Origin of the sequence: Actinomadura meridiana, assembly GCF_039537545.1 — a bacterium.
GTDB lineage: Bacteria > Actinomycetota > Actinomycetes > Streptosporangiales > Streptosporangiaceae > Spirillospora > Spirillospora meridiana.
In genome coordinates this window covers 57,803-81,606 of the sequence record NZ_BAABAS010000018.1, presented here as the reverse complement: position 1 = coordinate 81,606, position 23,804 = coordinate 57,803, and the positions used below count along the sequence as shown (strand labels likewise).

The 23,804-nt window shown below is 71.9% G+C and carries 21 protein-coding genes; 12 read left to right on the top strand and 9 right to left on the bottom strand.

Annotation, left to right across the window (positions count from 1 at the left end; genetic code table 11):
* The first annotated feature begins 41 nt into the window (after window positions 1-41).
* Window positions 42-851: an inositol monophosphatase family protein gene (locus tag ABD808_RS24600; protein ID WP_344900663.1), complete on the top strand. Its 810-nt coding sequence runs from the start codon at window positions 42-44 to the stop codon at window positions 849-851.
* 145 nt (window positions 852-996) lie between these two features.
* On the opposite strand, the gene ABD808_RS24595 is transcribed toward ABD808_RS24600, so the two are convergent.
* Window positions 997-1,173, bottom strand: a complete 177-nt coding sequence (locus tag ABD808_RS24595; RefSeq protein ID WP_344900661.1) for a hypothetical protein — start codon at window positions 1,171-1,173, stop codon at window positions 997-999.
* 209 nt (window positions 1,174-1,382) lie between these two features.
* On the opposite strand from ABD808_RS24595, the gene ABD808_RS24590 reads away from it, so the two are divergent.
* A complete protein-coding gene (locus ABD808_RS24590; RefSeq protein ID WP_344900659.1) occupies window positions 1,383-2,036 on the top strand; it encodes a response regulator transcription factor in 654 nt (217 codons plus the stop codon).
* Window positions 2,033-3,310 carry a sensor histidine kinase gene (locus ABD808_RS24585; protein WP_344900657.1) on the top strand — a complete coding sequence of 426 codons (1,278 nt, stop codon included), beginning with the start codon at window positions 2,033-2,035 and terminating at the stop codon, window positions 3,308-3,310. Before ABD808_RS24590 ends, ABD808_RS24585 begins: the two co-directional genes overlap by 4 nt.
* 46 nt (window positions 3,311-3,356) lie before the next feature.
* Here ABD808_RS24585 and ABD808_RS24580 read toward each other — a convergent pair whose 3' ends face one another.
* Together ABD808_RS24580 and ABD808_RS24575 are read right to left on the bottom strand one after the other, a co-directional pair.
* Complete coding sequence (locus tag ABD808_RS24580; RefSeq protein WP_344900655.1) at window positions 3,357-6,083, bottom strand: ABC transporter substrate-binding protein; 2,727 nt, start codon at window positions 6,081-6,083, stop codon at window positions 3,357-3,359.
* Window positions 6,080-7,783: a serine/threonine-protein kinase gene (locus ABD808_RS24575; RefSeq protein ID WP_344900653.1), complete on the bottom strand. Its 1,704-nt coding sequence runs from the start codon at window positions 7,781-7,783 to the stop codon at window positions 6,080-6,082. Before ABD808_RS24575 ends, ABD808_RS24580 begins: the two co-directional genes overlap by 4 nt.
* Before the next feature lie 504 nt (window positions 7,784-8,287).
* On the opposite strand from ABD808_RS24575, the gene ABD808_RS24570 reads away from it, so the two are divergent.
* Entirely contained in the window at window positions 8,288-8,584 is a 297-nt protein-coding gene (locus ABD808_RS24570; RefSeq protein ID WP_117404125.1) for a DUF4193 domain-containing protein, read from the top strand.
* A 17-nt stretch (window positions 8,585-8,601) separates the two neighbouring features.
* Window positions 8,602-9,435, top strand: a complete 834-nt coding sequence (locus tag ABD808_RS24565) for a hypothetical protein (protein WP_344900650.1) — start codon at window positions 8,602-8,604, stop codon at window positions 9,433-9,435.
* 121 nt (window positions 9,436-9,556) lie between these two features.
* On the opposite strand, the gene ABD808_RS24560 is transcribed toward ABD808_RS24565, so the two are convergent.
* Entirely contained in the window at window positions 9,557-9,838 is a 282-nt protein-coding gene (locus ABD808_RS24560) for a DUF4235 domain-containing protein (RefSeq protein WP_344900648.1), read from the bottom strand.
* 112 nt (window positions 9,839-9,950) lie between these two features.
* Here ABD808_RS24560 and valS point away from each other — a divergent pair, with 112 nt between their 5' ends.
* Entirely contained in the window at window positions 9,951-12,470 is a 2,520-nt protein-coding gene (gene valS, locus ABD808_RS24555) for a valine--tRNA ligase (RefSeq protein WP_344900646.1), read from the top strand.
* A gap of 43 nt (window positions 12,471-12,513) precedes the next feature.
* Here the strand turns inward: valS and ABD808_RS24550 are convergent, their stop codons facing one another.
* Together ABD808_RS24550 and ABD808_RS24545 are read right to left on the bottom strand one after the other, a co-directional pair.
* A complete protein-coding gene (locus ABD808_RS24550; RefSeq protein WP_344900644.1) occupies window positions 12,514-13,206 on the bottom strand; it encodes a YidC/Oxa1 family membrane protein insertase in 693 nt (230 codons plus the stop codon).
* 44 nt (window positions 13,207-13,250) lie between these two features.
* A complete protein-coding gene (locus tag ABD808_RS24545) occupies window positions 13,251-13,547 on the bottom strand; it encodes a DUF6412 domain-containing protein (protein WP_344900642.1) in 297 nt (98 codons plus the stop codon).
* A 263-nt stretch (window positions 13,548-13,810) separates the two neighbouring features.
* Between ABD808_RS24545 and dut the strand changes: the two genes are divergently transcribed.
* On the top strand, window positions 13,811-14,341 hold the full coding sequence (gene dut / locus ABD808_RS24540; RefSeq protein WP_344900640.1) for a dUTP diphosphatase: 531 nt from the start codon (window positions 13,811-13,813) through the stop codon (window positions 14,339-14,341).
* 3 nt (window positions 14,342-14,344) lie between these two features.
* Window positions 14,345-15,169, top strand: a complete 825-nt coding sequence (locus ABD808_RS24535; protein ID WP_344900638.1) for a DUF3710 domain-containing protein — start codon at window positions 14,345-14,347, stop codon at window positions 15,167-15,169.
* Between the two features lie 222 nt (window positions 15,170-15,391).
* Here ABD808_RS24535 and ABD808_RS24530 read toward each other — a convergent pair whose 3' ends face one another.
* Together ABD808_RS24530 and ABD808_RS24525 are read right to left on the bottom strand one after the other, a co-directional pair.
* Window positions 15,392-16,093 carry a PIG-L deacetylase family protein gene (locus ABD808_RS24530; protein WP_344900636.1) on the bottom strand — a complete coding sequence of 234 codons (702 nt, stop codon included), beginning with the start codon at window positions 16,091-16,093 and terminating at the stop codon, window positions 15,392-15,394.
* A gap of 23 nt (window positions 16,094-16,116) precedes the next feature.
* Window positions 16,117-17,397 carry an ArsB/NhaD family transporter gene (locus tag ABD808_RS24525; RefSeq protein WP_344900634.1) on the bottom strand — a complete coding sequence of 427 codons (1,281 nt, stop codon included), beginning with the start codon at window positions 17,395-17,397 and terminating at the stop codon, window positions 16,117-16,119.
* Between the two features lie 223 nt (window positions 17,398-17,620).
* Between ABD808_RS24525 and ABD808_RS24520 the strand changes: the two genes are divergently transcribed.
* The 3 genes from ABD808_RS24520 (at window position 17,621) to murJ (ending at window position 21,699) form a co-directional block, all read left to right on the top strand.
* Window positions 17,621-18,418, top strand: a complete 798-nt coding sequence (locus tag ABD808_RS24520; protein ID WP_344900632.1) for an ABC transporter ATP-binding protein — start codon at window positions 17,621-17,623, stop codon at window positions 18,416-18,418.
* 5 nt (window positions 18,419-18,423) lie between these two features.
* Window positions 18,424-19,788, top strand: coding sequence for an FtsX-like permease family protein (locus tag ABD808_RS24515; protein WP_344900630.1), 1,365 nt, complete (start codon window positions 18,424-18,426; stop codon window positions 19,786-19,788).
* A 96-nt stretch (window positions 19,789-19,884) separates the two neighbouring features.
* Window positions 19,885-21,699 (top strand): murein biosynthesis integral membrane protein MurJ, encoded by a 1,815-nt coding sequence (murJ, locus tag ABD808_RS24510; protein WP_344900628.1) that lies wholly within the window; start codon window positions 19,885-19,887, stop codon window positions 21,697-21,699.
* Between the two features lie 58 nt (window positions 21,700-21,757).
* On the opposite strand, the gene ABD808_RS24505 is transcribed toward murJ, so the two are convergent.
* Window positions 21,758-23,260, bottom strand: a complete 1,503-nt coding sequence (locus ABD808_RS24505; protein ID WP_344900626.1) for an MFS transporter — start codon at window positions 23,258-23,260, stop codon at window positions 21,758-21,760.
* A gap of 142 nt (window positions 23,261-23,402) precedes the next feature.
* Here ABD808_RS24505 and ABD808_RS24500 point away from each other — a divergent pair, with 142 nt between their 5' ends.
* Window positions 23,403-23,795 carry an OB-fold nucleic acid binding domain-containing protein gene (locus tag ABD808_RS24500; protein ID WP_344900624.1) on the top strand — a complete coding sequence of 131 codons (393 nt, stop codon included), beginning with the start codon at window positions 23,403-23,405 and terminating at the stop codon, window positions 23,793-23,795.
* Window positions 23,796-23,804 lie beyond the last annotated feature (9 nt).

Here is a 23,804-nt window from a genome sequence, read left to right as displayed (position 1 = left end):
ATCCGGGGGGCGCCGAGGGTCGTCCTCCCACAGAGATCACGATGAGCTTCGCGGAGGAACTGCTGGGGCTGGCCGTCGCGACCGCGCGTGAGGCGGGGCGGATGCTGGTCGACAAGCGCCCGGCGGACGGCCCGGACGTCGTGCAGACCAAGTCGTCCCCGACCGACGTCGTCACCATGATGGACCGCGCCGCCGAACAGCTGATCATCGAGCGGATCCGGGCGGTCCGGCCGGACGACGCCTTCCTCGGCGAGGAGGGCGGCGACCGCGCGGGCGGCAGCGGCGTCCGCTGGGTCGTCGATCCGATCGACGGGACCGTCAACTACCTGTACGACCTGCCCGACTGGGCGGTCAGCATCGCCGCCGAGGTGGACGGGACGGTCGTCGCCGGGGTCGTGGAGATCCCGCGGCGCGGCGAGTCGTACACGGCCGTGCGCGGCGGCGGCGCCGTCGCCCACACCGCGTCCGGCACCCGCGAACTCCGGGTGAACTCTCAGGTGCCGCTCGGCGAGGCGCTGGTGGCGACCGGGTTCGGGTACGCGGCGAAGCGGCGGGCCTGGCAGGCGCAGGTCCTGACCGGGGTGCTGCCCCGCGTCCGCGACATCCGGCGCGGCGGCTCCTGCTGCGTGGACCTGTGCTCCCTCGCGGCGGGACGGCTCGACGCCTACTACGAGCGCGGCGTCCAGGCGTGGGACATCGCCGCGGGCGGCCTGATCGTCCGGGAGGCGGGCGGACGCATCGAGGGGCTGCACGGCGCCCCGCCCGGGCCCGAGCTGGCCGTGGCCGGGGGACCGGGCACGTTCGAGGCCCTGCACGACGTCCTGGCCCCGCTGAACCCGCTCACCGACTGACCCGCGCACACAGCCCGACCCGCATGAAGCTCGGCTCGCATGAAGCCCGGCTCGCACGAAGCCCGACACGCACGAAGCCCGGCCGCGCAAAGCCGGACACGGGGCCCGGGACGCGATCCCGGACCCCGTGTCGTCAGCGCGTCGCTCAGTCGCAGCGGGGTGGTTCCACGCCGATGTCGTTGTTCGCCGCGATCCGGCGCAGGTCGTTGATCTCCTCCTGACGGATGTCCGCCAGGTAGGCGTCTCCCTCCGCATGGGCGCTCCGCAGCGACGCGTACGCGTCGTCGAGTCGCTGCTGGATCATGCGTGACAACTCGCCCATAGGCCTCCTCCCGGATCGTGCCATGCCTTACCCAGGCCTAGGCTGAAGGTAAACCTGTCCGCCACTGCAATTTTCGCGGGGACTTGCGTCCGCCTGGTCACGGTGCGGGCGACGGTCAGCTGAACAGGTGTTTACGGGCGCCTTACGGTGTCCGTGGCATACCTGGAGCCCGGGGGCGTGCCGTGCCCCCGGCCATGGAGGGGGATCCCGTGCGTGTTCTAGTCGTCGAGGACGAGCGCGTGCTCGCCGACGCGATCGCCACCGGCCTGCGCAGGGAGGCGCTCGCCGTGGACGTGGCCTACGACGGCGCGGGCGCGCTGGAGCGGGCCGGCATCAACGACTACGACGTGATCGTGCTGGACCGCGACCTGCCCCGGGTCCACGGCGACGACGTCTGCAAGCAACTCGTCTCGCAGCGCTACCCGGCGCGGATCATCATGCTGACGGCGGCGGGCGAGCTGGACGACCGCGTCGAGGGCCTGTCCATCGGCGCCGACGACTACCTGGCCAAGCCGTTCGCGTTCGCCGAGCTGATCGCCCGGGTGCGCGCCCTCGGCCGCCGCGCCGCCGCGCCGCTGCCGCCCGTGCTGGAACGCGCCGGGATCACGCTCGACCCGTCCCGCCGCGAGGTCGCGCGGGACGGCCGTCCCGTCGAGCTGACCCGCAAGGAGTTCGCCGTTCTGGAGGTGCTGCTCAGCGGCGACGGCGCCGTCGTCAGCTCCGAGCAGCTCCTGGAGAAGGCATGGGACGAGCACATCGACCCGTTCACCAACGTCGTCCGCGTCACGATGATGACCCTGCGCAAGAAGCTCGGCGACCCCCCGGTGATCGAGACCGTGCCCGGGGTGGGGTACCGGCTGTGACCGGCGAACCCGAGCCGCGGCAGGGCACCGACGAACCGCGCCGGACGGGCTCCGACGACAACCGGGCGTGGCGGCGTCCCGGCCCGCAGCAGGTCCCGCCGCCGCCCCCGGCCCCGAAGGGCATGTGGCGCGGCGACGGCGGCGGGACGTTCGGCGACATCAGGCCCATGAAGGCGCTGCCCCGCATGAGCGTCCGGCTGCGCCTCACCCTCCTGTACGGGCTGCTGTTCTTCGTCGCGGGCGCGCTGCTGCTGTTCGTGATGTCGGTGCTGATGGCCAACATCCTCGGCAGCGTCAAGGTGATCGGCTACAACATCTCCGACGAGGAGGCCACCGCTCTCCAGCGCCAGTTCGTCGAGCAGACGATGCAGCAGCTCGTCGGACGCTCCCTGCTGGCGCTCGGCGGCGTCGGGATCATCACGCTGGTGCTCGGCTGGTTCGTCGCCGACCGGGCCCTCGGCCCCCTCCAGCGCGTCACGACGACCGCCCGCCGCCTGTCGGAGAGCACCCTGCACGAGCGGATCGCGCTGGAGGGCCCCGACGACGAGATCAAGGAGCTGGCCGACACGTTCGACGCGATGCTGGAGCGGCTCGGGCAGGCGTTCGACTCGCAGCGCCGCTTCGTCGCGAACGCCTCCCACGAACTGCGCACCCCGCTCGCGATCAACCGCACGCTGCTGGAGGTCGCGCTCGGCGACCCGGACGTCTCCGACGACCTGCGCGCCGTCGGCCGCACGCTGCTGGCGACCAACGCCCGCCACGAACGGCTGATCGAGGGCCTGCTGCTGCTCGCCCGCAGCGAGCGCGAGCTGGTCACCCGCACGCCGGTCGACCTGGCCGAGGTCGCCACGAAGGTGCTGGAGCGTCCGGCGCGCGGCGACAACGGCACCGACGTGTCCGTCCATCCGGAGCTGACGCCGGGGGACGCGCTCGGCGACCCGGTGCTGCTGGAGCATCTGGTGTCCAACCTCGTCGACAACGCGATCAAGCACAACGTGGACGACGGCGGCGAGGTGTGGGTCCGCACCGGCATGCTGGAGGGCTACGCCACGGTGCAGGTCGAGAACACCGGGCCCGTCGTGCCCGCCTACGAGGTGGAGCGGCTGTTCGAGCCGTTCCGGCGGTTGAACGCCGACCGGGTCGAGTCGTCCAAGGGCGCCGGGCTCGGGCTGTCGATCGTCCGGTCGGTGGTGCTGGCGCATCGCGGCGCCGTGTACGCGACGCCGCGTCCCGGGGGCGGGCTGGTCGTCACCGTCCGGCTGCCGTCCGGCTGACCCGTCCCGCCGCGCTCACTTCAGCGCGGCGTTCACCTCAGCGTGCTCACTTCAGCGCGGCGGACGCGAGCGTCGGGTCGCCGTCGTAGTCGAGTGCCAGGCCGACGTACTTGGCCTTGCGGACGAGGGCGACGCGTTCGTTGACCATGAGCGGGATGATCGCCAGATCGTCCAGCGCGATCTTCTCCGCCTCTTTGTAGAGGGACGTGCGGGTGTCGGCGGACGGGCTGCGCGCCGCGCGGTCGAGCAGGTCGTCGAAGCGCGCGTTCCGCCAGCCGTTGACGTTGGTGTTCGAGGAGGCGTCCAGGGTGGCGGTCCTGCCGCCGAGGAGCGGCTCCAGGATCGTGCGCGGGGTCGGATAGTCGGGCCCCCACGACATCAGGGCGAGCCCGGCGGCGTCGCTCCCCGAGTAGGTCTTGCGGAGGTCGGCGAACTCGACGGGCTTCAGTTCGACGTTCCACCCGAGCGTGCTCCGCAGTTGCTCGGCCATGGCCTGGGCGACGGGCTCGTAGGAGGCCACGTTCGGGTGGTGGAGCGGGACCTTCGTGCCGGGCTTCAGCCCCGCCCGCGCCGCCAGCGCCTTGGCCTGGTCCGGGTCGGGCGCGCCGCAGGACGCGCAGACCCCCGGCTTCTCGAAACCGCCGGGGATCGTCGCCGGGACGATGCCCAGCGCGGGCCGGTAGTAGCCCTGCGCCGCCGCGCTGAGCTTCGTCCGGTCCAGCGCGGCGGAGACCGCGAGCCTGGCCTCCTTGCTCCTCAGCGGCCCCCTCCGGGTGAGCGGGATGATGAACCGCGTGTACGGGAGGGACCGCTTCACCAGGTCGTTCCCGCCGCCAGTCCCGGACGACGTGGTCGAGCCGAGCATGGCCAGGTCGGTGGCCCCGGCGGTGAACGCGACACGGGCCTGCGCGGGTTCCCGGGCCAGCTTGATATCGACCTTGTCGAGCTTGGTCTTGCCGAAGGCCCAGGCGTCGTTGCGGACGAGCGTGACGTTCTGGTGCTTGGTGTTGGTCTCCACCTTGAACGGACCGTTGCCGATGGGCTTGTCGTTGTAGGCGGTGTTGTCGTAGCGTCCCGCGTCCGCTGGGACGGGGAAGAAGACGGGGTCGGCCAGCCGGGTCGGGAACTCGCAGTCGGGCTTGGTGAGCTTGACCGAGAGCTGCGATCCGGTCGCCTTGACGCCCGACAGCTCGCCGGTCTTCGCCGCGGACACGGTGTCGAAACCCTCGACGTCGTTCATCAGATAGGCGGCAGGCCCGGCGGCGACCGCGGCGCTGCGCGCCCAGCCCCGGGCGAACGCGGCCGCGTCCACGGGTGCGCCGTCGCTGAAGGTGGTGCCCGCCCGGACGGTGATCTGCCAGTTCTGGCAGGTGGCGTCCGGGGTGATCGAGGTGGCGAGCCGGTTCCGCGCGACGCCCTGGGCGTCCAGCTCCGTCAGGCCGGTGAAGAGTTGCTTGGTGAGAAACCGCGTGGTGCCGCTGTAGCTCTGCCCGGGATCGAGCTGGCCGTCGCCCTGGTAGGTGTCGTCCGCGATCATCTGTAGCGTGCCGCCGACCCGGCCGGTGGGCGCGCCGGGCGGATCGTGCCCGCCGTTCCCGTACCGGACGGCGAGCACGGTGCCCGCCACCACGAGCGCGACCAGCGCGGCCCCGCCCGCACTCGCCGGAACCACGACGCCGCGTTTCCCGCGCTTGCGCGGCTTGCTCGGCGTCCAGAGGTCGGTGGTGGCCCCGGGCGGCGGCGACCACGTCGCGTACCCCTGCCCGTTCGGCGGCGGCGCCGCGGGTGGGGGCGCCGCGGGTGGGGGCGCCGCGGGCGGGGGCGGCGGCCACGACGAGGGTGGCGGCACCGCCGGAGGCGCCTGGACGATCCGCAGCCGCGCCGACTCGGTGGCCGCCGTCACGACGCCCTGGGTCAGGATCATCGAGTCGTCGCCGCTCGCGTCCGGCCGCGGCAGGCTCCCCGCCAGGTCCAGCAGATGGGCCAGGACCTGCTCGGACGCGGGACGCAACGCCGGATCCTTGCTGAGACAGTCCGACACGATCTCGCGCAGCGGCGGCAGCAGACTCCCGAGGTCCGGCGGAAGGTTCAGGATGCGGTGCATGACCGCCGGGATGGAGTCGTGCCCGAACGCGGGACGCGCGGTGGCCGCGTACACCATCGTCGCGCCCCACGCGAAGACGTCCGCTTCCGGTCCGACCCGCGCCCCCGAGATCTGCTCCGGCGCCATGTAGGCGGGCGTCCCGACGGCCGCGCTGGACATCGTGCCCGTCGCGTCCAGCGCCCGCGCGATCCCGAAGTCGATCACGCGCGGGCCGTCCGGCGCGAGCAGCACGTTGGCGGGCTTGAAATCGCGGTGCACGACGCCCGCCTGGTGGATGGCGGCGAGCGCGGTCATCGTCCCGATCGCCAGCCGGTCCAGGTCGGTGCCGTGCCGGGCGCCCTCGGCCGACAGCACCGTCGACAGCGACGGGCCCGCGATGTACTCGCTGACGATGTAGGGCCGGTCGCCCTCGACGTCGGAGTCCAGGACGCGGGCCGTGCAGAACGCGGAGACGCGCTTGGCGACCGCGACCTCCGCCGCGAACCGCGCCCTGGCCTTCGGGTCGCCGCTGAAGCGCGCGTGGAGCAGCTTCACGGCGACCCGCTCGCCCCGTTCGTCCTCCCCGAGGTAGACGGTGCCCTGACCGCCCTCCCCGAGGAGCCCGGCCAGCCGGTACGCGCCCAGCCGTGGAGGATCACCCGCGCGAAGCGGGGTGATCTCCAACGTCACTTGCTCACGACCCCGTAGGCCCCGGCGGTCGCCGCGGTCCGGGTCTGCCGCCACTCCCACCGCAGCGTGTTACCGGACGAGGACGGCGTGAACCTGATGTACCCGGAGGCGCACTCCTTCGGATCCATGCCCGTGAGCGGCGTCTCCTGGTACTCGACCACGGCGGCGCCCGCGTCGGACAGCAACGACAGTCGCGTGCGGCAGTCGGCCTGCGCGTTGGACGGGTACGTGTACGTCCCGAGCCCGACCGAGTAGGCCAGGGTGAACCGGACCTTGAAACTCGTGTGGCCCTCGCCCGCGCCCGGCTGGTTCCCGGTGCCGTTGAACACGCCGAGCAGCCCGGCACGGGTGCTGGACGTCGGCGGCGAGTAGGTCGGCGGCGAATAGGTGGGCGGCGAGTACGTCGGGAACGGCGACGGGTCCGGGTCGTCGTTCGCGGCGATCGCGGCCAGCACCACGATCACGATGATGACGATCAGCGCGAGGACGCCACAGCCGATCGCGATGATCGGCCCGGTGTTGCTGGACTGCCGCGGCGGCCCGTACCCCGGCCCCGGCGGGACGGGATGCCCCATCTGCATCGGTGGCTGCGTCATCGGCGGGGGCGGCGGCATCGCCCCGCCCTGGTACATCGGCATCGGCGCGGGCGTGATCGGCTGCGGCGGCGGCGTGTTCGGCCCCTGCGGCCCGTACCCTCCCGGCCCCTGCGGCCCGTACCCCCCCGGCCCCTGCTGCATCGGCATCGGCGGTGGCGTGATCTGGTGCTGCGGCTGTGGCTGCGGGCGCGGCGCGGGCGGCACCGGGGGCGGCGGCGCGAGCTGCGACGCGATGCGGGTGCCCTGGTTGAGCAGGTCCTCCTGGCCGCCGCCAGGGGCTGCCCCGACATGCCCCAGCAGGTTCAGCAGCAGCTGCGCCGCCGGGGGGCGCAGGCCCGCGTCCTTGGACAGGCAGCGTCCGATCAGGTCGCGCAGCGGCCCCGCGGGCAGCGCGGACAGGTCCGGCTCCTCGTTGAGGATCCGGTTGATGATGACCGGCAGCGTGTCCGCCTCGAACGGCGACTGCCCGGTCGCGGCGAACACCATCGTCGCGGCCCAGGCGAAGATGTCCACGGCCGGGGTGAGCGGCGCGCCGGTGAGCTGCTCGGGCGCCAGGTAGCCCGGGGTGCCGACCACCATCCCGGTGGCGGTCACCGCGCTCTCCTGCGAGTTCACCGTCCGGGCGATGCCGAAGTCGACGACGCGCGGGCCGTCGGACGCGAGCATCACGTTGTTCGGCTTGAAGTCGCGGTGGACGATCCCGGCCTCGTGGATGGCGGCGAGCGCCGTCACCGTGCCGATCGCGAGGCGCTCCAGCTGGTCGGCGCTGCGCGGCCCGTCGTGCGCGACCACGTCGTGCAGGGACGGACCGTCGATGAACTCGCTGACGACGTACGGCTGGTCGCCGTGGACGTCCGCCTCCAGGACGCGCGCCGTGCAGAAGGGCTCGACCCGCTGGGCCGCCGCGACCTCCCGGGTGAACCGGGCGCGCGCCGCCGGGTCGTTCGCCATCTGGGCGTGCAGCAACTTGATCGCGACGTACTCGCCTCCGGGCGTCCGCCCGAGAAACACGGCACCCTGGCCGCCGGCGCCGAGCCGGCCGACGACCTCGTACTGCCCCAGTGCGCTAGGATCGCCCGGCTCCAGCGGAGCGGCATCCGGCATCTGACCCTCCATGACCCGCAGTGATGTCCCGCGATAGCGTGCGCGGACCCCGCTTCGAGGCCGTACGCCGGCAATGGCCGGGCGGTCCCCGCAGGGGGCCCGCCCCCAACCTCAGGCGGGCACGATATCGCGTTACTTCAGACGTTTCACCGAAGAGTCTGGTTCGACCGATCACCAGGTCGATCGTCCATCCCGGCGTGTCCGGCAGGTCGGCGCGCGCAACGCCGCGCGGACCGATATGATCCCCCACCGCCGCGGGATGCGCGGCGGGAGTCCGGTTTGGAAGATCACGCCGTTACATCTGCCGAGAGATGTGACGGAAGACACACTGTGAGGACGAGATGCGGGTGATGGGTGTCACTCGTGGGGACGGTCGCGCCTCGTGTGTCGCAGGTCACCAATCGTGACAGAATTTCCCGCCCGGATCGGGCACAAGAACGGTCCCCCGAGCGTTAGTTCCGCGCGACGGGGCGCATAAAGCACTGAGGGGGATGGAGACAGAAGATGGCGACCGATTACGACAGCCCACGCAAGACAGACGACGACCTCAGCGAAGACAGCCTCCAGGAGCTCCAGGCCCGGCGGGCCGACAAGGCCGCCAGCATCATCGACGAGGACCTGGACGCCGGTGAGGTCGCCGAACTGCCCGGCGCCGACCTGTCGAACGAGGAGCTCACCTTCCGGGTGGTTCCTCGGCAGGCCGACGAGTTCACCTGCACGCGCTGCTTCCTGGTGCATCACCGCAGCCAGCTGGCCACCGAGAAGAACGGTCAGCCGGTCTGCCGTGAATGCGCCGCCTGACCGGGAGCGGCCGTCGGGTGGCAGGGGAGGAACGACGTCCTGACGAGGTGGAGCCGTCCGGCGACGGCTCCACGGAACTCGGTGAGCTGATCGGACGGCTCACCGCCGATGAGCACCTGGACCGCGAGACCCGCGGCCGCCTGCTCGGACGACTGGCCGGACTACTCGGCCAGAACGCCCGTCGAGCGGGCGCCGCGGGCGTCGCACGCGGCCGGTGGCTCACCGACGTGCTCGTCGAGGCCGCCCCCCACATCCCGATCCGAGACCTGGAGACGCTCCAGGCGCACCACCACGGCCTGATGGGCGAGGAACTCGCCGACCGCCTAGTCACCGTGGCCGCGAACAGCACCACCGCCGTGGGCGCCGCAGGCGGCGCACTGGCCGCCGTGGAGTTCGCCGCCCCGCCCCTCCTCCTGACCGCCCCCGCCCAACTCGCCGCCGAGACCCTCGTCGTCGCGGCCATCGAGGTCAAGATGATCGCCGAGCTCCACGAGGTCTACGACATCCGCGTCCAGGGAACCGGCACCGCGCGCGGTGCCGCGTTCCTCACCTCCTGGGCCCGCCAACGAGGCGTCAACCCGCTGGAAACGGGTTCCCTGACCAGCGCCGTGGGCACAGCCGCCAAGTCCGCCCTACGCAACCGTCTCCTACGAACCTTCGGCCGCACCCTGGGCACCATGGGGCCCTTCCTGACCGGCGCCGCCGCGGGAGCGGCCCTGAACCGCTCGGCGACGAAGGCCCTGGCCGCCAAGATCCGCAGAGACCTGGCTGTTGTCTATCGGGGGGACGACCCCCCGGACCCCCCGGACCCCCCGGCTGCGCGGCACGGGTCTCCTCGCTCCGGTCGCTAGCGCTCCCTGCGCTGCGGGGACGCGGCGCGCCGGGTATTCCCGCTGCGCTCGCTGGCGCTCGCTCCACGTGAATACCCGTAACCGGCGGACGGGGTTCGAGTGATCCGTCGTCGCCTCGCAGCTATCCCTTCATGCTTCCCGGGAGTTCGCCGGTGCCCTTGGCCCACTGTTTGGCGGCGGCGCGGGTGGCGAGGAGGCGGGCGAGTTCCATGCCGACGCCCATGACCACGGCCCAGCCGATGGCCTCGGTCAGCGCGACCTCCGGCGACTCGGGGTTGGTCGGAGGCTCCTTTCCGGTGCTCTTCTTCCAGGCCAGCGTGATCGCCTTCTTGGCGACGAAACCGCCCGCGAAGGCCGCGGCGCCCGCCATCACGCGCCAGCCGAGGTCACCCTTGTCCGCCATGATCGTCCTCCAGTCGTCCTGTCGTGTCCGACGCTACCGGCCGCCGTGTGCGACGCTACCGGCCCGCGGGTAATCGGCGTGCGCCGCGGGCCGATGTCAATACGATTGATCTATGACAGAGCAGCCGCGTACTCCGGACGTCCCCGCCAAGCCCTCCCTGGACGGCTTGGAGGACAAGTGGGTACGCGCCTGGGAGGACGACGGCGTCTACCGTTTCGACCGTACGCGGCCGCGCGGTGACGTGTTCTCGATCGACACGCCGCCGCCCACCGTGAGCGGATCCCTCCACGTCGGTCATGTCTTCTCCTACACGCACACCGACACCGTCGCGCGGTATCACCGCATGCGCGGTCGGGCGGTCTTCTACCCGATGGGCTGGGACGATAACGGCCTGCCCACGGAGCGGCGCGTCCAGAACCACTTCGGGGTGCGGTGCGACCCGTCGCTTCCGTACGATCCGGACTTCGAGCCCCCGGCCAAGCCCGACGCCAAAAGGCAGGTGCCCGTTTCGCGGCGCAACTTCATCGAGTTGTGCGAGCGGCTCACCGAGGTGGACGAGAAGGCGTTCGAGGAGATGTGGCGCCGAGTAGGGCTGTCGGTCGACTGGCGCCATCTGTACACGACGATCGGTGACGTGTCGCGGACGGCGTCGCAGCGCGCGTTCCTGCGGAATCTCGCGCGGGGTGAGGCTTATGTGTCCGAGGCGCCGACGTTGTGGGACGTCACGTTCCGCACCGCCGTCGCCCAGGCCGAGCTTGAGGACCGCGAGCAGCCCGGCGCGTTCCACCGGATCCGTTTCCACGGGGACGAGCGGCCCGTCTACATCGAGACGACGCGGCCCGAGCTGTTGCCCGCGTGCGTCGCGCTGGTCGCGCATCCCGACGACGAGCGGTACCGGGAGCTGTTCGGGACGACCGTGCGGACACCGCTGTTCGGTGTCGAGGTCCCGGTCGTCGCGCACCGGCTGGCCGAGCCCGACAAAGGATCCGGCATCGCCATGATCTGCACGTTCGGCGACGTCACCGACGTCACGTGGTGGCGCGAGCTGAACCTGCCCACCCGCGCGATCATCGGCTGGGACGGCCGGCTGGCCGCCGACCCGCCGGACGGTGTCCCCGGGGACGTGTATGGGGAGCTGGCCGGTAAGACGGTGTTCTCCGCGAAGGAACGGGTCGTCGAGCTGCTGCGCGAGTCCGGCGACCTGGACGGCGAGCCACGCAAGATCAGCCGCCCGGTGAAGTTCTACGAGAAGGGCAGCAAGCCCCTGGAGATCGTCACGACCCGGCAGTGGTACATCCGCAACGGCGGGCGGGACGAGGGCGTCCGCGCCGAGCTGCTCGCGCGCGGCCGGGAGCTGACATGGCATCCCGGGTACATGCGGGCCCGCTACGAGAACTGGGTCGAGGGACTGAACGGCGACTGGCTGATCTCGCGGCAGCGCTTCTTCGGCGTGCCGATCCCCGTCTGGTACCCGCTGGACGAATCCGGCGAGCCGCGCTACGACGAGCCGATCGTGCCGTCGGAGGACGCGCTGCCGGTCGACCCGTCGTCCGACGTCCCGCCCGGGTACACCGAGGGGCGGCGCGGCGAGCCGGGCGGCTTCGTCGGCGACCCCGACGTCATGGACACGTGGGCGACGTCGTCGCTGACCCCGCAGATCGCGGGCGGCTGGGAGCGCGACGCCGACCTGTTCGGCCGGGTCTTCCCCTACGACCTGCGTCCCCAGGCGCACGACATCATCCGCACGTGGCTGTTCTCCACGGTCGTCCGCGCCCATCTGGAGCACGGGTCGCTGCCGTGGAAGGGCACCGCGCTGTCGGGGTGGATCCTCGACCCTGACCGCAAGAAGATGTCCAAGTCGAAGGGGAACGTCGTCACCCCGATCGACCTGCTGCGCGAGTACGGCTCCGACGCGATCCGCTACTGGTCGGCGGGCGGGCGTCCCGGCACCGACACCGCGTTCGACACCGGCCAGATCAAGGTCGGCCGCCGCCTCGCCATCAAGATCCTCAACGCCTCCAAGTTCGTGCTGGGTCTCGGCGAGGTCCGCCCGGACGCCGCGGTGACGGAACCGCTCGACCGGGCGATGCTGGCGTCGCTGACGCGCGTCGTCCAGGACGCGACGGAGGCGTTCGAGGGCTACGACTACGCGCGGGCTCTGGAGCGCACGGAACGGTTCTTCTGGGAGTTCTGCGACGACTACCTGGAGCTGGTCAAGGCGCGCGCCTACGGGGAGGGCCCGCAGGCGGAGTCGGCGCGGGCGGCGCTGCGCACGGCGCTGTCGGTTCTGCTGCGCCTGTTCGCGCCCGTCCTGCCGTTCGTGACCGAGGAGGTGTGGTCGTGGTGGCGGCACGGGTCGGTGCACACGGCGCGCTGGCCGTCGACCGCCGAGCTGCCCCCGGGCGGCGACCCGGCCGTCCTGGCGGCGACGGGCGAGGCGCTCCGCCAGGTCCGCAAGGCCAAGTCGGAGGCCCGGGCGTCGATGCGCGCCGACGTGTCCCGCGCGGTAGTGCGCGGCGCCGAGGCGACCCGCATCGCACGCCCCGACCTGGCCGCCGCGGGCCGCATCGCCGACCTCACCTTGGAGGACGCCCCCGCCACTCTCACGGTCGACGTCACCCTCGCCACCTAGGTCCGTTTCATGTGCCGAACGCCACGCCGAATGCCATAAGGCGTCAGGCGGCCGCCGTGATGGCCTTGCGCTGGAGTATGGCGCGTTCTGCCGCCGTCCAGGCTCCGGACGTCAGTAGGTGCAGGCCCGCGGCCAGCGGGACGAACGCCGCCACGGCGATCGTGCCGAACGGCATCAGGCGCGCGACCGCGCCCATGGGGCCCTCGGCGGTCACGCGGCGCGAGGACCACAGCGCCACCGCCGCCAGCAGAGTGAACAGGCCGAGGAAGACCAGCGACGGTGGGGAGAGGAGGCCGCCGCCCACGACGCCGATCCAGTTCTGGCCGAGTGGCGCGGCGAGGAGGGTGTGGGCGAGCAGCAGGTTCTGATGTCCGGCCACCGTCGCGGACACGAACAGCCGGTACATGACCATGAAGAAGGGCATTTGCACGAACATCGGCAGGCATCCCGCGACCGGCGAGGCGCCTTCGGACTCGTACAGCGCCGCCATCTCGCGCCGAAGCCGTTGCGGATCCTTCGCGTGCTTCTTTTGCAGTTTCTGGACTTGGGGCATCAGCCGTCGGCGGGTGCGTTCGCCACGCGCCGCCGCGACGGCGAGCGGGAGCATCAGCAGACGCACCATGGCGGTGAACACGACGATCGCGAGAGCTGTGGCCATGCCACCGGCGACGGGGTCGAGGGCGTCCGCCAGGCCCCCGACGAGGGCAGCGGCGATCGAAACGGGAACGTCGAGCATGGAAGAACCTTCCGGAGAGGGGAGATGAGGCGTCTCGGCCGCGTTCAGGCGGCCGCGATCTCCGGACCGGGTGCTCGTGGACGGGGGCGTCCCGCCGCGTCCGGGTCGCGCTGGGGGAGGAAGGCCGTGCGCAGGGTCCGGTCCCGCAACGTCGTGCGTACGGGGGCCGTGGGTTGTTCTCGGCGTGACGTGGCGCAGGCTCGGACGGCGGCCAGAATCAGGAGGCCCGCCACTCCGGCCGTCGCGAGGGCCAGCAGGCCGGGTTGTTGCGGGCCCGACGCGACCCATTCGGCCACGGCGAATCCCCGGAGGACCAGGAAGATCACCAGTAGCCGGATCACGAACGCGCGCCCCTTCGTCGACGGTGTCCGACCAACCTACGCCGTCCCGCCGCGATCGGCCTGTTTCTCCCCCCTGAAGCGCCGTAGTGACAAATGCGGTGTTAGGCGTAATTCTTCGCTTTGGGGCTGAACCTCCGGTGCCGTGGAGCGGGTAGGGTCAACTGCCGGGCTCGCGCGGGCGGCGGCGTTTCAGCCCCGGTCGGGCACGGCGTCCCGGATAGGGTCGTGTGGTTTTCCGGCAGGTGAGCGTGAGGTGGACGCGCGTGAGCAAGGTCGATGTGCTGATCCGGCGGCTGGATCCCGGGCTGCCGTTGCCCCGGTACGCCCATGCGGGCGACGCGGGCGCCGATCTGGTCGCGGCCGTGGACGTCGAGCTGCCGCCGGGGGAGCGCGCCGTCGTCCCGACGGGGATGGCCGTCGCGCTGCCGGACGGGTACGCGGCCTTCGTTCACCCGAGGTCCGGTTTGGGCGCTAGGTTGGGGGTGACGATAGTCAACGCACCCGGTACGGTCGACGCCGGCTATCGGGGTGAGATCAAGGTGACCCTGCTGAACACCGACCCCCGCGCCGCGGTGACGCTGCGGCGGGGAGACCGCATCGCGCAACTGGTCGTGCAGCGGGTGGAGCACGCGGTGTTCCACGAGGTCGCGGAGCTTCCCGGATCGGCGCGCGGAACCGACGGCTTCGGCTCCACCGGCGGATTCGGCGGCGCGTCCGGCGGGCGAGCGCCCGTGGGCGCGGATAATGCAGCCAGTGAGCACACAAGCAGTGAGCACAGTCGAGAAGGAGCGTGAGTCGTGGCTTTTGGACGTCGCCGGCAGGCCGAGGAGCCCGCGAAGGGTGCCGAGGTGACCGAGGAGGAGGCCGCCGAAGAGGCCGAGGAGGAGGCGCCCGCCAAGGCCGACTCGGCCGACTCGTCCGGCGGTCCGTGGGACTCCGAGGACTCCTTCCCCGAACTACAGCGTCTTGATTTCGGGTCCCTCCAGGTGCCGGTCGCGCCGGGGCTCGGTTTCCAGGTGAACTTCGAGGCCACCCAGGTGGACGAGGAGGGCAACCCGGTCGACGGGCGGCCGGTCGCCGTGCTGGTGCAGTACGAGGAGAGCGCCATGCAGTTGCAGGCGTTCGCGGCCCCGAAGCGCAGCGGCATCTGGGACGACCTGCGCCGTGAGACCGCCAAGGAGATCCAGGAGGAGGCGCAGGGCCAGATCCAGGAGGGCGAGGGTCCGTTCGGCCCCGAACTGCTGGCGATGGTGCCGCAGCCGCTCACCGAAGAGGTCCTCGCCGAGATGCCGGACGAGTTCCGCGAGCAGATCCCGGCCGAGTTCGTCGAGCAGGGCTGGGCGCCGCAGATCATCCGTTTCCTCGGTGTGGACGGTCCCCGCTGGTTCCTGCACGCGGTGGTGCAGGGCGCCGCGATCGAGAACGAGGAGCAGTGGCAGGTTCTGGAGGACGTCCTGCGCGGCGTCGTCGTCGTGCGCGGTGACGCCCCGATGCCTCCGCGCGACCTGCTGGAGCTGCAAATCCCGAAGGAGTTCAGCGAGGGCGGCGAGGAGGAGGACGAGGAGGCCGTGGAGACCTTCGACCCCTTCGAGCGCGGCCCCGAGATCACCGAGGTCCGCTGACCCGCGCGCCCACGCAGCGTCCCATACCGCGCCCGCCGTACCGCACGCCTTTCCGGACGTGCGGTCGGCGGGTTTTTGCTGGTCCGCGCCCGTCCGGATGCTTGCCTTCGGCGCCGTCCGGGTGGTCAATCGGGGCATGTCGAAGAAGACGCGCAAACGCCGAGCCCGCAAGCGCGGTAAGCACAACAAGGGCAAGCGGCCCAACGCCCGCCACTGAGCGCCCTACGTCCCGATCATCTCGAATCCGATGGCGTGCTCCACTCCGGCGGTGCGTCCCAGCTCTTCGGCGTTGCCGGTGAGGAACGCCGCCGCGTCGAACTCGGCGCCGAGGTTCGAGAAGTACACGTGGTGCGCGAGCAGCGAGTCGATCCCGGCGCGCAGGTGGCCGGTGACGTCCACGTAGTGCGCGGCCTGTGGTGATCCGCCGAACAGCGCGAACCGGACGCCCTGCCATGGTTCGAGGCCGAGGTCGCGGAACACCCACCGGTTGGCGGCGTCCCTGATCGCGTCCGCGACGGCGAGCCCGAACACTCGGTGGTCGGCCATGTTGAACCCGCCGCCGGGGAACGTCTCGCGGAAGTTCAGCGACAGGACGACGTCGGGCCGGTGCCGCCGGATCACCGCCGCGAGCGTCCGCCGCAGTGGCAGGCCGTACTCCAGCATGCCGTCCTGGAGGTCGAGGAACTCGACGGTCTCCACCCCGACGCGGCGCGCCGCCTCGATCTGCTCCGCGCTGCGGACGCGGGCGACCTCCTCGGGATCCATCGAGTCGATCCCGGCCTCGCCGCGGGTCGCGAGGACCTCCGTCACCGTCTTGCCCTGGCTCGTCCATTTCGCGATGGCCGCCGACGTCCCGTACTCCAGGTCGTCGGGATGGGCGGCGATCGCCAGCGCGCTGTCCCAGTCCTCAGGTACCTCGTCCATCCCCTGATCATCTCCCAGGGGCCCTAGAGGTAACGAAGCCAGAGGTAGGGGGTGCACAGGGCGACCGTGAGGAGCGTGACGACAAGGCCGTAGCGGGTGAAACGCCAGAAGCTGATGGGCGTGCCGTTGCGGGCGGCGAGGCCGAGGACGACGACGTTCGCGCTGGCGCCGATGGCGGTGGCGTTGCCGCCGAGGTCCGCGCCGAGGGCGAGGGACCACCACAGCACGTGCCCCTCGGTGCCGGGATGCTGCTGGACGAGGTCCGACACGATCGGGCTCATCGTCGCGACGTACGGGATGTTGTCCACGAGCGCCGACAGCCCGGCGGACGCCCACAGCAGCAGCATCGAGGCGGCGCCGAGGTCGCCGCCGGTGGCGTCGGTGGCGGCCTCGGACACGTCGTCGATGACGCCGGTCTCGACGAGCCCGCCGACCATCACGAACAGCCCGGCGAAGAAGACGAGCGTCGGCCATTCGACCTCGCTGAGCGCGTCCTCGGTGGTCACCTCCGTCGCGGCGACGAGCAGCCCGGCGCCGAGGAGCGCGACGACGGACGGCTCGTAGTGCAGCACGGGATGCAGCACGAACGCGGCGATGACGATCGCGAGGACGGTGAGCCCCTGCGCGAGGAGCTTCCGGTCGGTGATCGCCTCCCGTTCCCGGAGCGCCATGACCTCGGCGACGCGGTCGGGGTCGTAGTGGAACGCCGACCGGAACAGCCAGCGGCAGAGCAGGCAGAACACCGCCATCAGCACGACGACCATCGGCGCCAGATGCACGAGGAAGTCGTTGAACGACAGGTCGCCGCGGCTCGCGATGATGATGTTGGGCGGGTCGCCGACCAGCGTCGCGGTGCCGCCGATGTTGGACGCCATCACCTCCGCGATCAGATACGCCTCGGGTTTGAGGCCGAGCCGTTCGCAGACCAGGAACGTCACGGGCGCGACCAGCAGGACGGTGGTCACGTTGTCCAGCAGCGCGGACGCCCCCGCCGTGAGGACGACCAGCATCACCATCAGCCGGTAGGGGCGTCCCCGCGCGCGCTTGGCGGCCCAGATGGCGACGTACTCGAACACCCCGGTCTGCCGCAGCACCGACACGATGATCATCATCCCGAGCAGCAGGAAGATGACGTTCCAGTCGATGCCGGACTCCTCGGAGAAGAAGGAGCCCTCGGCGTCGGTGATGTGCAGGAGCAGCATCAGGCCCGCGCCGCCGAGCGCCACCGCCGTCCGGTGCACCTTCTCGGTCGCGATCAGAACGTAGGCGCCGAGGAAGATGACGATCGCGGCGGTGACCTGCACGGACTCTCCTGATCGGCGGACGGCATGCGGAAACGCGTTGCCGACCAGACTTCCCGGCGCACCGCCAACGACCCTATCCCGGCCCGATGGCCACGCGAGAAGGTGGGGTTTTGCCTACCCCGATCGGCGTGCTGGACCCATCCTCGCGGGCCGTCGCGATCCGTAATTTCGTTCCCACAGGCGCTCCACGACGGACGGGGCGCAGGGCGGGAGGACCGAAACGATGATCGGACGTAAGGGACAGGCCCCGGCGGACCAGCCGCCGGGAGAGGCGCTCCGGCTGGAGGGCGTCCGGAAGGTCTACGGCGCCGAGGGCAACCAGGTGATGGCGTTGGACGGCGTGTCGCTGTCGCTGCCCGCCGGGTCGTTCACCGCGGTGATGGGGCCCTCCGGGTCGGGCAAGAGCACGCTGCTCCAGTGCGCGGCGGGCCTGGACCGTCCCACCGAGGGGCGGGTCTTCGTGGACGGCGCGGAACTGTCCGGCGACGGCGAGGCCGCGCTGACGAAGTTCCGCCGGCAGCGGATCGGCTTCGTCTTCCAGCAGTTCAACCTGCTGCCGACCCTGTCCGTGATGCAGAACGTCCTGCTGCCGCTGCGGCTCGCGGGACGCAAGGCCGACCGGCGGGAGGCGCGGGCCGTCCTGGCGCGCGTCGGCCTGGGCGAGCGGCTCGACCATCTGCCCGCCGAGCTGTCCGGCGGGCAGCAGCAGCGGGTGGCGATCGCGCGTGCGCTGGTCACCCGGCCGCGGGTGGTGTTCGCGGACGAGCCGACCGGCGCCCTCGACACCCGCAGCGCCCGCGACGTGCTGAGCCTGCTCCAGGAGTCGGTGCGCATGTCCGGGCAGACGATCGTGATGGTCACGCACGACCCGGTCGCCGCGTCCTACGCGGACGCGGTGCTGTACCTGGCGGACGGGCGGATCGTCGGCCACCAGGCCGCGCCGACCGCCGAGGCCGTCGCGGAACGGATGACGCACCTGGCCGACGAGGTCGAGCGTCAGCGGACGACGGCGGGGGCGTGAACGACATGACGATGTTCAGGTTGGCGATCAGCTCGGTGCGCAAGCGGACGGGCGCGTTCGTGGCGAGTTTCCTGGCGATGTTCCTCGGCTCGGCGATCCTCATGGGATTCGCGTCGATGCTGGACACGGCGGAGGCGGGCGACGCGACCGGCACGGCCCGCGAGACGTTGTCCATCATGGCGAACGTCGTCGGCGGCTGGGGACTGCTGCTGGTGGTCTTCGCGGTCACCTCGACGCTGACCCTGTCGGTCCGGCAGCGGGCGGCGGAGATGGCGCTGCTGAAGAGCGTCGGCGCGACCCCGGCGCAGCTCGGCCGGATGATCGTCGGTGAGGCGGCGGGGCTCGCCCTGGTCGCCGCGCTGCTCGGGATCGTCCCGGGCATGCTGATCGGCCGTGGGCTGCTCGGCATGCTGCACGACACGAACCAGGTCCCGGCCGACATCGGGTACAGCTTCGGGCCGATGGCGCTGTCCATGGGCATCGGGATCACGCTGGTGTCCGCGGTCGGCGCCGCGCTGATCACGGCGCGCCGCACGACCCGCGTCCGGGTGACCGAGTCGCTGACGGCGGCGGCCGTCGACACCGGCAGGCTGAGCAAGAAGCGGATCGTGTTCGCGGTGATCTTCCTGCTGGTGGCCGTGCAGGAGGCGGTCGTCACCATCACCGTGATGGACGGAAAGGGCAGCGACGCGATGGCGACGTCCGGGCAGGCCGACATCCTCGCCGCGATCGGGCTGGCGCTGCTGGCCCCGGCGATCATGCGGCGGGTGACGGCGCTGGTGGCCGGGCCGCTGCGGCTGTTCGGCGGCGCCGCCGGTGGCCTCGCCGCCGACACGATGCGGCGCCGGACGTCCGCGCTGGCCTCGGCGGTCACGCCGATCATCCTGTTCGTCTCGACGGCCGTCGGCACGCTGTTCCTGCAAGCCACCGAGAACGCCGCGATGGACGCCTCCGGGCTCGCCAAGACCAACGAGCAGAAGAACATCGAGACGCTCAACTTCGTCGTCATCGGCATGGTCGTGCTGTTCACCGCGATCATGCTGGTCAACACGCTGGTCGCGGCGACCGCGCACCGGCGCCGCGAGTTCGGCCAGACCCGGCTCGCGGGCGCCACGCCCGGCCAGGTGCTCGGCGGCGTCGCGGTCGAGTCGGCGGTGCTGACGATCACCGGCGTGGTGGTCGGGACGATCGCGTCCGTCTTCACGATCGTGCCGTTCGGGCTGGCCAGGAGCGACTCGGCCACTCCCGACGGGAGCGTGTGGACCTACCTCGGGGTGGTCGCGCTCGCCGCCGTCCTCACCGGGGCCACGGCGTACGCCGCGACCCGCCGAGCCGTCCGGGTCCCGGCGGTCGAGGCGGCGCTCAACTGACCAGGCGAGGGGCGGCGCCGACCGCACCGTGGGGGTGTTCCGACCCGAGAGGGCGGGCGCCCCCACGGTGCATACTCGCGTCCGGGGGTGATGCGAATGGAGGAGCCCGACAGACGCCGGATCCTCATGCCGGGGATCTTCGACGAGGCGGAGCGCGCCGAGCCGCCGGGCGAACCCGAGATCGGGCTCGTCCCGGTCCGCGACCCCGGTGACGTCGCCGACCCGGGGACCGCCGACCGGCCCGGCTCGGAACGCGACGAGATCGGCGGCGCCGCGCAGGCCGCACCGCCCGGCGTCGCGCACTCCAGCGCCGTCATGGCCATCGGGACGATCTTCTCCCGCCTCACCGGCTTCCTGCGCACGGTCGTGATCGGCGCGGCGCTCGGCACCGCCCTGCTCGGCGACGCCTACCAGGCCGCCGAGATGATCCCGTACACGGTGTACGAGCTGCTGCTCGGCGGGCTGCTCGCGAGCGTGTTCGTCCCGTTCCTGGTCAAACGGCGGATGCGGGACGCCGACGGGGGAGCGGCGACCGAACGGCGGCTGCTCGGCGTCGTGCTGCCGGTGCTCGCCGTGCTGACCGTCGTCGCCGTCCTGCTCGCCGACCCGCTGATCTCCCTGTACGCGGGCGGGTACGAGGGGCGGCAGCGGGACGTGACGGTGCTGCTCACGCGGCTGCTGCTCATGCAGCTGTTCTTCATCGGCGTCAGCGGGCTGGCGAGCACGATGTTGAACGTCCGGCAGCGGTTCGGGGCGCCGATGTGGGCGCCGGTCGTCAACAACGTGGTCACGATGGCGGCGGGCCTGCTGTTCCTGTGGGTCGCCGGACGTGGCACGACCACCGAAACCGTCACCGACGCCCAGTTGACGCTGATCGGGCTCGGTTCGGCGCTCGGGACGGTCGCGCAGAGCGTCGTCCTCGCGTGGATGCTGCGGTCGGCCGGGTTCCGCTGGCGCCCCCGTTTCGACCTGCGCGGCTCCGGGCTCGGCGAGGCGATGCGGGCCGCGTCGTGGATGGCGGTCTACATCGTGGTCGCGCAGGCGGGCGTCCTGGTGACCGCGAACGTCGCGACCCGCGCCGGGAAACGCGCCGCCGAGGCCCCGGGCGGTTCGGCCACCGGAAGCGGCCTGGCGACTTACAAGTTCGCGCTTGTCGTGTTCCAACTTCCGTACGCGATCATCGCGGTGTCGGTGATCACGGCACTGCTGCCCAGGATGAGCGCGCATGTGGCGGACGGGCGGCGCGACCTCGTCCGGGACGACTTCTCGCGGGGGCTGCGGCTGGCCGCCGCGCTGCTCGTTCCGCTGTGGCTCGGGATGCTGGTGTTCGCGGTGCCCGGCTCGGTGACCTTCTTCGCCTACGGCAGCCTCACCGAGGACGCGGCGCGCCGCGTCGGCGCCGTCCTGATGGTCTTCGCGGTGATGGTGCTGCCGTTCACGCTCCACCAACTGCTGATGCGGGTCTTCTACGCGCTCGGCGACACTCGCACGCCGGGATTGATCGCCGTTCCGGCCGGTGTCGTCCAGGCTGTGACGGCGTTCCTGCTGCTCTGGCTCGTCCCGGCGCGGCAGGTCGTGATCGGGCTGCCCGTCGCGTACGGGCTGTTCTACGCGGTCGGGGCGACCGGTGCCGCGCTCGTCCTGCGGCGGCGCCTCGGCGGGATGGACGGACGGCGCATCGCCCGCGCCCTCACCCAGTTGCACCTGGCGGCCCTGCCCGCCGTCGCGTTCGCGGCGGCGGCCCTCTGGGGCTTCGGCCACCTCCCCGGTGAACGGCTCCCGGCCCTGCTCACCCTCATCGTCGGCGGTGTCGGCGGCGGGGCGCTGTACGTGGCGGCGGCCCGGCTGATGCGCGTCCCGGAGATCGGCTACTTCACCGCGATGGCGGCGTCTCGCCTGCGGCGCTCCTGACGTCTGGAACACGCGAACCCGCCGCCCGGGTGCGGGCGGCGGGTTCGGCGGGACGGGATCAGTGGGCGCGGGCCCGGCGGGGGAGGAGGAACGCGACCAGGAACGCCACGGCGGTGAGGCCGAGCGTCAGCGCCGCGACCTTCTCGGCGGCGTCCAGCGCGGACGCCGGGTCGAAGTGCCCCGCCGCCGGGACGCCGATCGCGCCGAAGAACACCGTCCCGAGGACCGCGATGCCGAGCGACGCGCCGAGCTGCTGGACCGACTCCAGCGCCGCCGACCCGGACCCGACCTCGTGGTCGGCGATGCCCGCCACGATGATGTCGAACAGCGGGACGAAGATCATGCCCATCCCGGCGCCGAACAGCAGCAGCGGCGCGGTCAGGTGCCAGGCGCCGAGGTCCGTCCCGACCGTCTCGAACACCGCGTACAGGGCGACCAGACCGGCGATCATCGTGGCGAGGCCGATGTGCAGGATGGATCGGCCGAGCCTTGTCATCGTCATGCTGGAGAACGCCGATCCCGTGAACGCGCCGATCGCCCAGGGCGCCATGGTCAGGCTGGCGTCCAGCGGCGAGTAGCCGAGGCCGAGCTGGAGAAACAGGCCGACGGCCAGCGAGAACCCGGTGATCGTCCCGAAGAAGACCAGCACGAACAGGACACCGGAGCTGTACGAGCGGTTGGCGAACACCGTCAGCCGGACGAGCGGCGTCCCGCCCCGGCGGGCGCGGCGGAGCTGGTGCAGCGCGAACACGGCGAGGACGGGCGCCGACCCGGCCAGCAGCGCCAGCGACCAGACGGGCCAGCCGAGCTCACGGCCCTGGACGAGCGGGTAGACGAGCATGCTCATGCCGAGCCCGCCGAGCAGCATGCCGGTCACGTCCAGCCCACCCGAGCGGTCGGCGTGACCCTGGGAGCGGGCCGGGGCGGGCAGCGCCCGCGCGCCCACGACCAGGGTGTACGCGCCGACCGGCACGTTGATCAGGAAGATCGCCCGCCAGCCGGTGCCGAGCAGGTCGGCGTCGACCAGCAGCCCGGCGACCACCGGGCCGAGGATCGTGGCGAGCCCGATCACCGGGCCGAGCAGCGCGAACGCCTTGCCGACGTCCCGGGCGCCGAACAGGTCGCGGATCAGCCCGAAGCCCTGCGGGATCATCACCGCCGCGAACAGGCCCTGCGCGACCCTGGCGGCGATCAGGCTCTCAGGAGACCAGGCGAACGCGCAGGCCACCGAGGTCGCGACGAACCCGGCCGCCCCCGCCAGCAGGACGGGCCTGCGGCCGAACATGTCGCCGAGCCGTCCGCCGGTGAGCAGCGCCACGGCGAGCGCGAGCGTGTATCCGGCGGCCATCCACTGGAGCGCGGAGTAGGAGCCGCCGAGGTCGGCGCGGATCGCGGGCGCGGCCACGTTCACGACGGTGGAGTCGAGCAGGTTCAGCAGCATCGCGGCCAGGACGGCGGACAGCCCGAGCCAGCGGCGCGGGTGCGCGGCCGGGGCCGGAGCCGGGGCTTGGCCGGTGGTCCCGGACGGGGCGGCCGGGACGGTGTCGAGCGTGGCGGTCACGGCTCTTCCTTCCTCTTGGAGCGGAATGCTCTGTTCCGATAATAGCAGAACGGAACGCTTCATTCCACACTTGGCGGGAGGTCGCTCCGAACGGTGGGGCTGGGGGGTCCGATTCGTCCGTGGATGCCATACGCTTCGTGGCATGGACGAGGGATCGGCCGAGCGTGGGAAGCGCGGCCTGCGGCGCTTCCTGCGGCGCATGGCGTCGAGTACGGCCGAGCTTGAGGCCGAGGACCTGCAGAAATCCTCCGGGGACGAGGGCGCGACGCCGATCATGGAATGCGGCGAGCGCAAGCGGCACTGCGTGGCGGGTACGCTACGAACGGTGACGCTCCGGCCCCGGGGCGGCGCCCCCGCCCTGGAGGCCGAGCTGTACGACGGCACCGACGTGATCAGCCTGGTCTGGCTCGGTCGCCGCAAGATCGCCGGTATCGACCCGGGGCGCATGCTGCGCGCCGAGGGGCTGGTGAGCACGCAGGACGGGCGCAAGGTCATGTTCAATCCGCGATACGAGCTGCGCGGCGGCGGCTCATGAGGCCGCGCG

What these genes read in the sequence shown, in the direction of transcription:
- ABD808_RS24550 (WP_344900644.1), bottom strand. Translation starts at nt 13,206, where the DNA reads ATGCTCGACGTTCCCGTTTCGATCGCCGCTGCCCTCGTCGGGGGCCTG.
- ABD808_RS24560 (WP_344900648.1), bottom strand. Translation starts at nt 9,838, where the DNA reads ATGGCGGACAAGGGTGACCTCGGCTGGCGCGTGATGGCGGGCGCCGCG.
- ABD808_RS24500 (WP_344900624.1), top strand. Translation starts at nt 23,403, where the DNA reads ATGGACGAGGGATCGGCCGAGCGTGGGAAGCGCGGCCTGCGGCGCTTC.
- ABD808_RS24520 (WP_344900632.1), top strand. Translation starts at nt 17,621, where the DNA reads ATGATCGGACGTAAGGGACAGGCCCCGGCGGACCAGCCGCCGGGAGAG.
- ABD808_RS24575 (WP_344900653.1), bottom strand. Translation starts at nt 7,783, where the DNA reads ATGCCGGATGCCGCTCCGCTGGAGCCGGGCGATCCTAGCGCACTGGGG.
- ABD808_RS24595 (WP_344900661.1), bottom strand. Translation starts at nt 1,173, where the DNA reads ATGGGCGAGTTGTCACGCATGATCCAGCAGCGACTCGACGACGCGTAC.
- ABD808_RS24530 (WP_344900636.1), bottom strand. Translation starts at nt 16,093, where the DNA reads ATGGACGAGGTACCTGAGGACTGGGACAGCGCGCTGGCGATCGCCGCC.
- ABD808_RS24515 (WP_344900630.1), top strand. Translation starts at nt 18,424, where the DNA reads ATGACGATGTTCAGGTTGGCGATCAGCTCGGTGCGCAAGCGGACGGGC.
- ABD808_RS24570 (WP_117404125.1), top strand. Translation starts at nt 8,288, where the DNA reads ATGGCGACCGATTACGACAGCCCACGCAAGACAGACGACGACCTCAGC.
- murJ (WP_344900628.1), top strand. Translation starts at nt 19,885, where the DNA reads ATGGAGGAGCCCGACAGACGCCGGATCCTCATGCCGGGGATCTTCGAC.
- valS (WP_344900646.1), top strand. Translation starts at nt 9,951, where the DNA reads ATGACAGAGCAGCCGCGTACTCCGGACGTCCCCGCCAAGCCCTCCCTG.
- ABD808_RS24600 (WP_344900663.1), top strand. Translation starts at nt 42, where the DNA reads ATGAGCTTCGCGGAGGAACTGCTGGGGCTGGCCGTCGCGACCGCGCGT.